This window comes from Winogradskyella psychrotolerans (genome assembly GCF_018860565.1).
Taxonomy (GTDB): Bacteria; Bacteroidota; Bacteroidia; order Flavobacteriales; family Flavobacteriaceae; genus Winogradskyella; species Winogradskyella damuponensis.
On record NZ_JAHKPS010000018.1, the window covers coordinates 83,978 to 96,757 of the forward strand.

Below are 12,780 nucleotides of genomic sequence, written 5' to 3' on the forward strand. Positions count from 1 at the left end.
AGAGAGCAGTATTGTCTTAAATTTTAACAACCATTTTTCCTTTATTCTTACCTTCAAATAAGTCTATAAAAGCTTGAGGTATATTATCAAAACCTTCAACTATGGTTTCAGAATAGGTGAGTTTACCTTCTGCTAACCAAGACGTTAATTGTGTCATTGCTTCTGGAAATTTCTCAGCATAATTAGAAACAATAAACCCTTGCATTAAGGCACTGTTTTTTACTAAGAACGGTTGTACGCTTAAACTTTTTGGTGCTTCTGTATTATTATAAACCGAAATAGCACCACAAACTATAATTCTGGCCAATCGGTTAATATTAACTAATACCGCATCTGAAATAGGGCCACCTACATTATCAAAATAGATATCCACTCCGTTAGGAGCCGCTTCAGCGATAGCCGCTGTCATATCTTTAGTAGTGTTGTAATTAATACCAGCATCGAAACCAAATTTCGATTTTAAGAGCTCAATTTTTTCATCTGAACCTGCAATTCCAATAACTCTTAGGCCTAATATTTTACCTATTTGTCCTACAACAGATCCTACAGCACCAGCAGCACCAGAAACCACTAAAGTTTCACCTTTTTTTGGTTGCCCTATTTCTGTTAATCCGCAATAAGCTGTTAGGCCTGTCATACCTAGAATTCCTAAATAAGCACTTAATGGAGCTTTAGAAGGATCTACTTTATTTAAGCCTTCACCATTAGACACTTGTTGTGTTTTCCAACTGAGCATACCAGAAACATAATCTCCTTCTTTAAAATTATCGTTTTTAGATGAGATAACTTTAGCAATAATTCCGGATTGTACAGGTTGGTTTAATTCAAAAGGTGGTACGTATGATTTAGCATTACTCATACGCCCTCTTAAATACGGGTCAACCGATACATATTCTGTCTCTAAGAGCAGTTCGCCCTCTTTAATTGTTAGTTCTATATCTTCAGTTTTAAATTCAAAATTAGATACAGAGGGTTTTCCTTCAGGTCTACTATTTAATAAAATGGTCTTAATCATAATGTTTTGTTTTTTTACTTCATTACAGTTACCAAATCTTCCATAGGTTTTCTTACCTTAACTAGATTTACTAACCAATCTTCATTTTCTTTTCTATAACCAATAGGCATTAAAACAGCACTGCGTAATCCTTTTTCGCGTAATCCAAGAATTTTATCTACAGCATCTGGATCAAAACCTTCAATAGGAGTGGCGTCTACACCTTCAAAAGCCGCTGCTGCTAAAGCTTGTGAGAATGCAATATAAGCTTGTTTTGCAGCGTGGTTAAAGTTCTCTTCAGCATCTTTCTGTGGATAAGAGCTCAATAACATTTGTCTATAATTTTCCCAACCTTCATTTTTAAAACCACGAATATCATTGGTTAAATCGAACATGTAATTTATACGTTCCTCGGTATAAGTATCCCAAGCCGCAAAAACGAGTAGGTGAGAGCAGTCTGTAATTACCGATTGATTCCAAGCTACTGGTTTAATCTGTTCTTTTAATTCCTTATTTTCAATAACAATAATTTCAAAAGGTTGTAAACCACTTGATGTAGGCGCCAAACGTGCTGCTTCTAAAATATTTTGAAGTTTTTCATCAGGAACAGTGTCACCATTCATTGCTTTTGCAGCGTATCTCCAATTTAATTTATCTAATAATTCCATAATTCTATTTTCTTTTTAAGCGTTGTTTCCTAATTTGTTTATGTGTTCTGAAGTGATAATCACTTCTGAATATTTGGTATTAGCTAAGCCTATCATAGCTTGCGCTATGGTCTCTGCATTCACTATTTTATACTTTTTTAGTTTCCCGATAAATAGGGGCTGAATGACTTTGAAGATCACTAATCCTATTTTTTCTAATAATCGAGTTTCTTGTCTATCACCACCAATTAAAGATGGTCTTAAAACATATGTATTTTTAATCTGCTGCTTTAAGACGCTGTTTTCCATTTCGCCTTTGGTCTTGTTGTAAAATACCGTGCTATTTTTATTCGCTCCCATTGCAGAAATGACTAAAAATGTATCAATATGGTTTTCTTTTGAAAGTTTAGCAGCCGCAACCGGAATTCCGAAATCTATTTTTTTATAAAGCGTTTTGTCTGGTGTCTTTTTCGCTGTGGTACCAATACAGCAATACACGTCGTCTGCTGTAAAATCAGTTTTAAACTGGTTAAGCTCTAAAAGATCACCAATAAACTGTTGGACTTTATCAGGTAGACCTTCAATTTTAGAGCGTGAAAACAATTTTATAGTGTCGTAACGCTCATCTTCAATTAATTTTTGAAGTACAAAACCACCCGTTAAACCAGATGCACCTAATATGATTGCTGTCTTTTTCATATTATTGACACATTTTTATACTGCTCCAAGCAGATTGATAAGCTTCTTCTAAATGTGTTTTATCTAATGTAAATGCGCCTCGTTTTTGAGTCATCATTAAAAACGATAAAGGGTTGATAGCATAAGCATACAATAGGTAATCTGAAATCGGTTTTATAATCCCTTCTTTTTTGCCACGTTCCCAAAGATCGAGTAGAGGCTGTAAGTGCTTAATACCTTCTTGTCTACTTTCCTCGTCAATCATTGGAGTATTATCACACTGTGCTAAAAACATGGCATGTTCACTTTCTTTCAGTTTAAAATCTGCAATACGTTTCCAAATCATTTTAAATCCTTCTTCAATAGGCGTAGTGGGATCATAATTAGCAAATGCATACTTGGTGTATTCTGCCTTCACATCTATGTATGTTTGATTCACTAAATCTTGTTTGTTTTCAAAGTATAAATAAATAGTTGCAGGTGATACATTAGCCATTTTAGCAATTTTACTCATAGGCGTTGCATGAAACCCATTATTGTTAACCAACTCTATAGTTGCTTTAACAAGTGCATTACGTTTATCTATACTTTTTTGAAGTTTTGCCATCGTGTTTAAATTCTGATACAAATATACATTAAAAATGAACGTTCATTCTTTTTTTAACAAAGGTTTAAACATTCAAATAAAAAAATGGTAGGGAATAACAAGAGTTAGATTGATTGGTTGATGTGTAGAAAAGGAGCGTTGTTTTTAAAAACGATGCTCCTTTTTGAATTTTATAAATAGCACTCAAAAAAAATAGCTTAAATAATCATAAAATAAAGACATAAAAAACAATAGAAATGGAAATGTATTTACCTTTGTAACTCGTAAGTAAAAAAAAGCGACTAAAGCAGTCTTAACACACTTACTTAGACCCCAATTATACAATTGATAACGTTATGAGCACTAAACATACATCATATTCTATATTAGATCTGGCTTTAGTATCAGAAGACCATACATTACAAGAAACCTATACTAACGTATTAAAACTAGCGCAACATGCAGAGGCTTATGGTTATTCACGCTATTGGTTAGCAGAACACCATAACGCAGCTAATATTGCTAGTAGTGCAACTTCTATATTAATTGGTTATGTAGCGCAAGGCACTAAAACCTTAAGAGTAGGTTCTGGTGGTATTATGTTACCTAATCATTCACCTTTAATTATTGCCGAGCAGTTCGGGACTTTAGGAACCATATATCCCAATAGAATAGATTTAGGATTAGGCAGAGCTCCTGGCACAGACAGAGAAACGGCTGAAGCTATTCGTACCGATTTTATGCAAGCCGCACACTCATTTCCAACTGAAGTAGACAAAATACAAACCTATTTTTCATCCGAAAATGACGAATCTCAAGTAAGAGCTACTGTTGCCGAAGGCGTCAACGTACCATTGTATATCTTGGGATCTAGCACAGATAGTGCGCATTTAGCAGCTAAAAAAGGACTGCCTTATGCCTTTGCAAGTCATTTTGCAACCACACATCTATGGGATGCTATAGCTATATATCGTAAAGAATTTAAACCGTCGGAAGCCTTACAAGAACCATATTTTATGGCAGGTGTTAACATCATTATTGCTGATACAGACGAAGAAGCAGAACGCTTAGCTACCTCATTAATCCGAATGATTGTTGGCATATTTACAGGAAGACGGTCTAACGTGCAACCACCAACAGAAATGACCGAAGATTTAAAGGATATCATGCGTAATCCGCAAGTCCACCAAATGCTGAAGTACAGTTTTATTGGTAGCAAAGCTACAGTTAAAGCACAGGTTAAAGAATTTTTAGCGCAATCAAACGCAGACGAACTCATTGCAGTAACGCATCTGTATGATATCAATGCCAGAATTAGATCTTACGAATTATTTTCAGAAATTATGAATGAGTTAAACTAAAAGCAAAACATATAATGCTTGCCTAAATATTTATTTAGTTTCCGAATTCGAACGCTTAAACTTATAAATTATACCAAAGTTAACACCAAAGGAAGAATACGGTACTTTTACGGCTAATTTTTTTGACGAATCGGTATTTCCACTAGGTAACTCATCAACATAAGTTGTGGTTTTATTTATACCTGCAGGTAAATTATCTAAAGAATAAAGCCCCTTTACAGCAACCGTTCCGTCAGGTAAAACAACATTAGTATTAAACTCCGTGATTTCAGAATCTTTTCGTTTTAAACTGATACCGTAATACTCAGCTTCTACAAAAACACTAAACGATGTGCTTAAGTCATGTCTATAACCTATAGCAGCAACAAAGCCTAAAGGAAACTGACCGTGAAAGTCTTCTACGTAATTGGTTTCAGAGTACGATCCTAATGGGACACCAAAAGCATCTGCTTCTGCTTGCGAAAAATTAACTTTCTGATGTACAACAGCTTCTGTTTTACCTCCTAATTTAACAAGCGCACCAATACGACCATATACATTATCGTTAAACCTGTAAACTAATGAAGCAGAAGCACCATAAGCACGAGCTCTTGCAATAGCATCTACTTCATAACCTGGCAAACGAACTTCAGAGACCGTTTGATCAGAACCATGTAAATACCCTAAACTCAAATCTGCACCAAAGCGCTCATTAAAAAAATATGTACCACGTAATTGTGTGTTAAATCCTTCTCCATAACTACCATAGGTGTTTTCGGTACCACCAGTCGTTTGTTTTTCTCCTATTTTCATTCCAGCGCTTCCAATGGCGTAACCACCACTTACCGAAATTTCAAATTGTGCATAAGATGTTGTGCTTAATAATAAGGCTGTAAATACGATAAATATCTGTTTCATAATTGAAGATTTTATAAAAATAAATTGAAGATTTGGACTTCAAATGACAATGGTTACAAAGGTACTTGTTTTTAAGTTTTATTCTGTTAACCTTAACATAATTTAAGAACCATATTATACATCAAATACAAGTGAATGCAACCAAAATTATATAGTATATTTGAAGCTGTTATAATTCCTACTCAGCTATTGAAAACGTCTTCCATCAAAAGCCTCAGCATAAGTGATATTATTCAAATTCTTGGAGATTTAGACCAAGGTGATGGGCTTTATATTCATATTTCAGAAAATAGATTTAAGCAAATCCCTAATTATGATTTTACATATTTAATAAACCATTAAATATAGAGAGAAATGATTGTTTAAATCACTGACTCTAAAAAAATGCTAAGATAATCTTCATTAACTTTTTATACATTTGTGCATGTAAACCAATACTTTGATTAACCAAAAATCTATAGCTGTATTACCCTTTGTCAATATGAGTAATAATATTGACAACGATTATTTCTGTGATGGAATTACAGAAGAAATCATTAACGCACTAACTAAAGTAAAAGGTCTTAAAGTTATAGCAAGAACGTCTTCATTTTCGTTTAAGAATAATAATGTCGATGTACGCCATATAGGCAATCAATTAGGTGTGTCCACAATTTTGGAAGGGAGTATTAGAATATTTAAAGATAGGATTCGAATTAATATTCAATTAATCAGAACAAATGATGGCTTTCAGGTATGGTCTCAAAATTTTAATCGCAAATTGGACGATATTTTTGAGCTTCAAGATGAGATAAGTTTAATAATTGCAGAACAGATAAGAGAAAATTTCGGTCACTTTGATATTTCTAATAACATTTCTATCATTGGAACCAAAAATATTAATGCCTACAAGCTCTATTTAAAAGGGAGAGCATATCAACTTAACTGGGTTTTAGAAGATTACATTGAAGCCATCAATTACTACAAACAAAGTATCGCCATAGATAAAGATTTTTATGATGCCTATTTTGCCTTATCTAGGTCTTACAGTATTTTATCGGGTTGGGGATGTATTGAAAGAAAGACCGGAGAGTATCATACGAGACAGTTTTTAAATCAAGGTTTAAAGATTAACTCTAAATCTTATTTGAGTTATTTTTCTCAATCATCACTAAGTTTTTGGCTGAATTGGAATTATACAAAAGGGATAGAATTTTTAAAAAAAACACTTTTAATAAATCCAAGTTACGCTATTGCTTATGAAGGAATAGCAGAAGTTTACATGGCTACAAATCAATTAGATAAAGCATTGCTAAATATTAATAAAGCCATAGAAATAAGCCCTTTATCACCTAATCATCTTTTTACCAAAGGCAATATTTACTTTTTAGATAAGGCGTATAATAAAGCCATAACGTATTTAGAGGAATGTTTAAGAATTGATCCTAATTTCACCTTAGCAATCGAGACAAAGTTAGCTTGTTATATGCTTCTAAATGACTCCTATAATTTTAGAGATTACATTGCTAAAATGCCTCAACTTATTGCCCCTGAGGTGTGTGAAATACTATTCTGTCTTATTAATAAAAAACCATTATCTAATCCGATTGAATCCATCACAATTAATATTGAAGAAAGTTTTAAAAGTATTTATCCTTGGCATTTCTATTTCCTTATACATATTGGAAAAACAGACCAGGCCTTACAACTATTTGAAGACAAAATAAATTTAAAAATAGGACAATTAGTTAATTTCCAATTAGATCCTTTTTTAAATCCATTACGAGAGTATAAACATTTTCAGCTAATTGAACAACAAGTTATATCGTCTGGCTTAGTAACTGTAAACAAAGGCACTGCTTATAATATACCCAAGGAAAATTCAAAACCTCTAAATACAGCCGAAATAGCTAAATATAAGTTAATTTTAGAAAATTTCATAAATAGCAGTGAACCTTATTTAAATCCAAACCTTTCTTTAAAAGATCTCGCCAAAAACATTGCTTTGCATTCTAATAAATTGTCTTGGTTATTAAATGCTGAATTCAATAAGAACTTTAACGATTATATAAATCAATTTAGATTAAACCATTTTAAAACCATCGCATTAAACCCAGATTTTAAACACATTACCATTTTAGGATTGGCTTACGATAGCGGTTTTAATTCCAAAAGTGTCTTTAATACCTACTTCAAAAAAACAGAAGGTATAACTCCTAGCCAATGGGTAAAACAAAACAGCAACTAACTGTTTTATAGCTCATTTTTTCTTTTACAATAAATAACACTTTATAGACTGCTATTCCTACCTAGCAGAACATAGCGTATCTTAAATTCAGAGGAAAGCACTAATCAATAAGAGCTTAAAAAAAACTTCAAAACCGTAATTCCGAACGTCCTAATTTATAATCTCGGACGATTGAAATCCTTTTATACAGGAACTTTGCACTATCCAATAATTATATATCAATCAAAAAATAAACAGTCATGAATACTTTTCATCCCACATCCAAAAAAGACAACTCTAGTAAACTCAAAACTATCGGTAACGGTGTTGTATTTATCTTTTTTCTAGGTATCACCACCTTAATATCCTCCTGTTCTAGTGACGATGATACTAATGCACCAAGCACTAACTATACAACTGCTGAACAACTATTAACCGATATCGACTTTCAAGGGTATGCTATTATCACTGAAAACGGAAATGATCTCGTGCGTCAGGGCTTCGGATTAGCTAATGAAAGTACAACATTGGCTCAAGATGATAATTTAGCCTACAGAATAGGATCTGTAACCAAAACCTTAACGGCAGCTGCAATTGTACAGTTAAAACGCGATGGATTAATTACAAGCTTTAATCAAACCTTAAGTGAGTTTGATGATACATTTCCTAATGGAGATCTAATTACAATTAAGCAATTATTGTCGCATCAATCTGGTATTCCTGATTATCAATTTGTAGTTGAAGATGCTTACGAACAAGGAGAAACTCTAGATGAAGCAGATATCTATGAGGTAATTATGGAAATAATTTCAGAAAACGGCCTCAATTTTACACCCGGTTCTAGTAAACAATATAGCAATTCCAACTTTCTTATCGCAGCATTATTGATTGAAGAATTAGCTCAGGTGTCTTACCACGATTATATACAACAACACATTTTAACGCCTTTAAACATGACAAACACGTACAAAGGCACCAATGTTATCGATACCAATATACATGCCGAAGGCTATAACAATGGTAGCAGTAATAGTACCTATCCTATGACTATTGCATTTGGAGTGGGTGATTTTAGTAGCACACCTAACGATATGGAAATTTGGACAAAGGCTGTTAAAAATAATTGGTTTACTGCGTCTGAAAAAGCTGAAATATTTGCCGAAGACGTCCCAAGCGGCTACGTTGATTTTGGTCTCGGTTGGTTTACCACACAAGAAGGAAACACCACAATGTATTGGCATGGAGGCGACATAAACGGCTATTGGAGCATGATTGGGTTTATACCAGAATACAATGCTACAATCGTACTATTAAGTAACCAGCAAGACGATAGTGGTGCACAACGTAGTACCATTATTCAACAATTATTAACCAATGAATTCAATTAAACATATAAACCAAACATTAAAACTTGTACACATGAAACAGTTATCAACTATACTCATTCTATTCTCACTATTAACAAATGCTGTGTTTGCACAAAGTCAGCAAGAACATCTCAAAGATCAAACACCAAATCACAAATACAGAGTTAGTTTTCCTGCTATAATTCTAGGTAATATTGGTGATGGTGGCAAAAGAACAAATACTAAACACATCGAATTGCATGTGAAGCGCGAATTAGACGCTAAAAATATTATAGGTATAAAATTTGCCACCTGGCGATTATTTCAACCTATGGGCATTCAGTGGTGGGACGGACTTTTAGACAAAATAGATTCTGAAAGTGAGTTCTATCCTGGCTACCTAAAGGAAACCGGAATAGGGGTGTCCTATCAGCGTATGTTATGGAAAGGGCTATTTGCGTCTGTAGAAGTGTTGCCACAATATAAAACCTATGTAGATCTTGATAATAAAGAAATAGCCAATGGCTTTAAATTATATACCTCTTACCATGTGGGCTATCATTTCGCTTTTGGAAAAAAGAAACAATTCTTTATAGAACCCCAATTTCATTGTCAAAATTGGATGATTGATACCAATACTCCTGATGAATTTAAACAACTAGACAATAAATGGAAATCTCATTTTCTATTTGAACCCAACCTTTATATTGGTATTAAGTTTTAAGGAAACTTATGATTTAACTAAAGCAGTCTATTATTATGAAAATCATTATTTTAACAACAGTACTAATTATTACCGGATGTCTCGGGTTTAGTCAACAAACTATAGATGAGAACATACAGAAGCTATTTACAACTGCATTAGAAACAGAACATATTAAAAGTAGCATGCTGCACGTGTATTCTGAATCTCGAGGAATTGATATACAACTGGCCAAAAGTAAAGAAGATAGTATTAATAACAACAGCCCATTTTACACCGCTAGTGTTACCAAGATGCTCACAGCAACAGCTATAGGAATTTTAAAGGATGATAATAAACTGAAGTTTGAAGACAAAATTGCTCAGTATTTACCTAAATCCTTACTGAATAATATCCATGTTTTAGATGGTGTCAAATATTCAAAAGACATTACCATTGCACACCTGTTGCAACATACTTCAGGTTTACCAGATTATTTTACCGACCACACCACAGATGGAAGTCCTAATATTATTAATCAGTTATTATTAAACCCTCACAAATCATGGTCTGCTGAGGAAATGATTGCCTTTACTAAACAAAAAATGACACCACATTTTAGCCCTGGTATAAGCTATCATTACACAGATACAGAATATGTGCTCTTAGCATTGATAATAGAAAACATAAGTGGTTTATCTTACCATCAGTTCTTGCTGCAGCATATTTTTCAGCCGTTACAAATGAATAACTCTTATATCAACTTAAAATCAGCGCCTATAGAAAATACATTTTCAATGACTGAGTTTTATGCAGGCGATATAAAGTTAGCATCGCTTAAAAGCTTAAGCGCTGATTGGGGTGGTGGCGGATTAGTTTCAACAACTAAAGACTTAATCACATTTCTTAAAGCTTTTAATACTAATCAAATTGTAACCAAAGCAACCCGTTTAGCCATGCAAAGTTGGACACACGAAACAAAAGGTATGACCTACGGATTTGGAATAAGAAAGGTTTCAATTAAAGATTTAACGGATACTAACTCAGACGTACAACTGATTGGACATCCAGGAAGTACAGCATCTTTTTTATGGTATTGCCCACAGTTAGACACCTACATATCTGGTACTTTAAATCAATTAGAAGCTTCCAAAAGCGCATTAATATTAGTTTACGACGTACTCCAAATCATAGAAAATAAAAATTAGTATAGTCTTAATTTTCATGTTAAACGTGTCGCACTAAGGCTCTATCTAAACGCTATTTTAGAGCGGCATGTTTTACAAATGATTTCTATCGTCATAAATAAACCATTCTTACGGGATTATTTCCTTTAATTATAATTTAAAATAGATGTATAATGAATATAACAAATACTCAAACCGTTTTACTTGCTGGATCTACAGGCTATTTAGGTGGTCATATAGCTAAAGCTTTAGTAGAAAATCAATATAACGCTAAACTTATCGCAAGATCAGTTCAAAAACTACAAGATTTAGAACGTAAAACTGTTAAAATTATTAAAGCAGAAGTGACACAACCCGAAACTTTAAAAGGTATTTGTGAAGGGGTCACTACTGTCATTTCTACGGTTGGCATTACAAGACAAAAAGAAGATTTAACTTATATGGATGTCGATTATCAAGCGAATCTAAACCTATTAAGAGAATCCCAAAAAGCGGGTGTAAAAAAGTTTATTTACATCTCTGCAATTAATGGTCATAAATATAGACATCTTAAAATATTTGAAGCCAAAGAGAAGTTTGTAGATGCTGTAAAAAACTCTGGATTAGATTATACCATTATTAGACCAAATGGTTTTTTTTCTGATATGAAAGACTTTTTAGACATGGCAAAACGAGGTAAAATATACCTTTTTGGTAATGGTGAGCAAAAGTTTAATCCCATTCATGGAGAGGATTTGGCAATTGTGTGTCTGCAAGCTATTAGTACAAAAAATACAGAAATAGTAGTTGGTGGTCCGGATATTTTAACATTAAATGAAATAGGTGAGATGGCTTTAGATGCTTGGCAAAAACCGTTAAAAATAATGCACCTACCAGATTGGATAAGGCGATTTGCTATATCGAGCTTACGCACCTTTACGTCGTCTAAGGTATATGGTCCAATTGAGTTCTTTTTAACCTTAATGGCAGAAGATAATATTGCACCAAGATTTGGCACAAAACGCTTGCATACGTTTTTTAAAGATGAAGTTTCATCGTTACAATAATAACCTACAACCGTCTAAAACAAATTAATACACATCACATGTTTAAAAAGTATAAAATTTTAAAATGGCTTTTATCAAGTTTAGGTATCATTATTGTACTTATAGTCGCATTAGGTCTATATATTGCAAGCCTTTTACCAGAAGAAAATACCAATATTAAAAATAGTCAAGCCAGTGACATCGCCTATATCAATGACACCATGCCATCGTATCGTGGAAAAATATTAGTAGTAGTTACCAGTACGGACACTATGGGTTTAAGTGGAAAAGCGACAGGCTTCGAGCTTACCGAATTAGCGCGAGCCTACTACGTCTTTAAAGCTAATGGTTTTGATGTCGATGTGGCAAGCCCTTTGGGAGGAAAGCCTCCTATGGTTCTAGACGATGACGATATGGGGGTATTTGATTATGCCTTTTTAAATGATAATATACCTCGTCGTAAACTTAAGCATACAATTGCATTGCAAGAGGTTAAGTCCGAAACATATGAAGCGGTCTATTTTGTTGGCGGAAAAGGAGCCATGTTCGATTTTCCAAATAACAAACACATACAGATTTTAATACAAGACTTTCATAAATCTAATAAAGTAATTGGAGCTGTCTGCCACGGACCAGCGGCATTGGTTAATGCAACCTTAGATAATGGAGAATCGTTTTTAAAAAACAAACAAGTCAGTGGATTTACCAATAAAGAAGAGCTATTGCTCATTCCTGATGCAAAATCAATTTTTCCATTCTTGTTGCAAGACAAATTAACAGAACAAGGAGCCCGATTTAATGAAGGTATTATCTATTTAGAAAAGATAAGTCATGATAATAATTTAATCACAGGTCAAAATCCATGGTCGGTTTGGGCATTAGCTGAAGCTATGGTAAAACAAATGGGCTATACACCTAAAGCACGTACCATAACAGCCGAGGAAAATGCAGTTAAAATTCTATATGCTTATGAAACGCAAGGAATTAATAAGGCTAAGGCCTTAATTAAAGAACGTATTCAAAAGAAACAAAATATCTCTAGAAGCTTATTTATAGATCATAGTGCCATCGCTGTACTTACTGGTAAATTGAATAAATTTTATGATATGTTACGTTTGGCAGCTTATACAAAAGAAATCGAAGAACATCATACGGCTTAGGTACTTATATG

Annotated in this window: 13 protein-coding genes; 8 read left to right on the forward strand and 5 right to left on the reverse strand. The window is 33.5% G+C overall.

What is annotated here, in order from left to right; genetic code table 11:
- Positions 1 to 16 precede the first annotated feature (16 nt).
- The 4 genes from KO504_RS06950 to KO504_RS06965 are packed head-to-tail and all read right to left on the reverse strand — an operon-like array spanning position 17 to position 2,926.
- Positions 17 to 1,015 carry an NADP-dependent oxidoreductase gene (locus KO504_RS06950; RefSeq protein WP_215925611.1) on the reverse strand — a complete coding sequence of 333 codons (999 nt, stop codon included), beginning with the start codon at positions 1,013 to 1,015 and terminating at the stop codon, positions 17 to 19.
- Positions 1,016 to 1,029: 14 nt separating this feature from the next.
- Positions 1,030 to 1,662: an NAD(P)H-dependent oxidoreductase gene (locus KO504_RS06955; RefSeq protein ID WP_215925612.1), complete on the reverse strand. Its 633-nt coding sequence runs from the start codon at positions 1,660 to 1,662 to the stop codon at positions 1,030 to 1,032.
- Between the two features lie 15 nt (positions 1,663 to 1,677).
- The gene (locus KO504_RS06960) at positions 1,678 to 2,340 is read right to left on the reverse strand and encodes an NAD(P)H-binding protein (RefSeq protein ID WP_215925613.1); all 663 of its coding nucleotides are present in this window, start codon (positions 2,338 to 2,340) and stop codon (positions 1,678 to 1,680) included.
- Between the two features lies 1 nt (position 2,341).
- Positions 2,342 to 2,926, reverse strand: a complete 585-nt coding sequence (locus tag KO504_RS06965; RefSeq protein ID WP_215925614.1) for a TetR/AcrR family transcriptional regulator — start codon at positions 2,924 to 2,926, stop codon at positions 2,342 to 2,344.
- Between the two features lie 335 nt (positions 2,927 to 3,261).
- On the opposite strand from KO504_RS06965, the gene KO504_RS06970 reads away from it, so the two are divergent.
- Positions 3,262 to 4,266 carry an LLM class flavin-dependent oxidoreductase gene (locus tag KO504_RS06970; protein ID WP_215925615.1) on the forward strand — a complete coding sequence of 335 codons (1,005 nt, stop codon included), beginning with the start codon at positions 3,262 to 3,264 and terminating at the stop codon, positions 4,264 to 4,266.
- Between the two features lie 30 nt (positions 4,267 to 4,296).
- Here KO504_RS06970 and KO504_RS06975 read toward each other — a convergent pair whose 3' ends face one another.
- Positions 4,297 to 5,163 carry an outer membrane beta-barrel protein gene (locus KO504_RS06975; RefSeq protein WP_215925616.1) on the reverse strand — a complete coding sequence of 289 codons (867 nt, stop codon included), beginning with the start codon at positions 5,161 to 5,163 and terminating at the stop codon, positions 4,297 to 4,299.
- A gap of 135 nt (positions 5,164 to 5,298) precedes the next feature.
- On the opposite strand from KO504_RS06975, the gene KO504_RS06980 reads away from it, so the two are divergent.
- From KO504_RS06980 to KO504_RS07010, 7 genes are all read left to right on the forward strand, one after another.
- Complete coding sequence (locus KO504_RS06980) at positions 5,299 to 5,505, forward strand: hypothetical protein (protein WP_215925617.1); 207 nt, start codon at positions 5,299 to 5,301, stop codon at positions 5,503 to 5,505.
- A 139-nt stretch (positions 5,506 to 5,644) separates the two neighbouring features.
- Positions 5,645 to 7,390: a helix-turn-helix domain-containing protein gene (locus KO504_RS06985; protein ID WP_215925618.1), complete on the forward strand. Its 1,746-nt coding sequence runs from the start codon at positions 5,645 to 5,647 to the stop codon at positions 7,388 to 7,390.
- Between the two features lie 239 nt (positions 7,391 to 7,629).
- The gene (locus KO504_RS06990) at positions 7,630 to 8,757 is read left to right on the forward strand and encodes a serine hydrolase domain-containing protein (protein ID WP_215925619.1); all 1,128 of its coding nucleotides are present in this window, start codon (positions 7,630 to 7,632) and stop codon (positions 8,755 to 8,757) included.
- Between the two features lie 31 nt (positions 8,758 to 8,788).
- Positions 8,789 to 9,439 carry a hypothetical protein gene (locus tag KO504_RS06995; protein ID WP_215925620.1) on the forward strand — a complete coding sequence of 217 codons (651 nt, stop codon included), beginning with the start codon at positions 8,789 to 8,791 and terminating at the stop codon, positions 9,437 to 9,439.
- A gap of 35 nt (positions 9,440 to 9,474) precedes the next feature.
- The gene (locus KO504_RS07000; protein ID WP_215925621.1) at positions 9,475 to 10,605 is read left to right on the forward strand and encodes a serine hydrolase domain-containing protein; all 1,131 of its coding nucleotides are present in this window, start codon (positions 9,475 to 9,477) and stop codon (positions 10,603 to 10,605) included.
- 152 nt (positions 10,606 to 10,757) lie between these two features.
- A complete protein-coding gene (locus KO504_RS07005) occupies positions 10,758 to 11,630 on the forward strand; it encodes an SDR family oxidoreductase (RefSeq protein WP_215925622.1) in 873 nt (290 codons plus the stop codon).
- 38 nt (positions 11,631 to 11,668) lie between these two features.
- Complete coding sequence (locus KO504_RS07010) at positions 11,669 to 12,769, forward strand: type 1 glutamine amidotransferase domain-containing protein (protein WP_215925623.1); 1,101 nt, start codon at positions 11,669 to 11,671, stop codon at positions 12,767 to 12,769.
- Positions 12,770 to 12,780 lie beyond the last annotated feature (11 nt).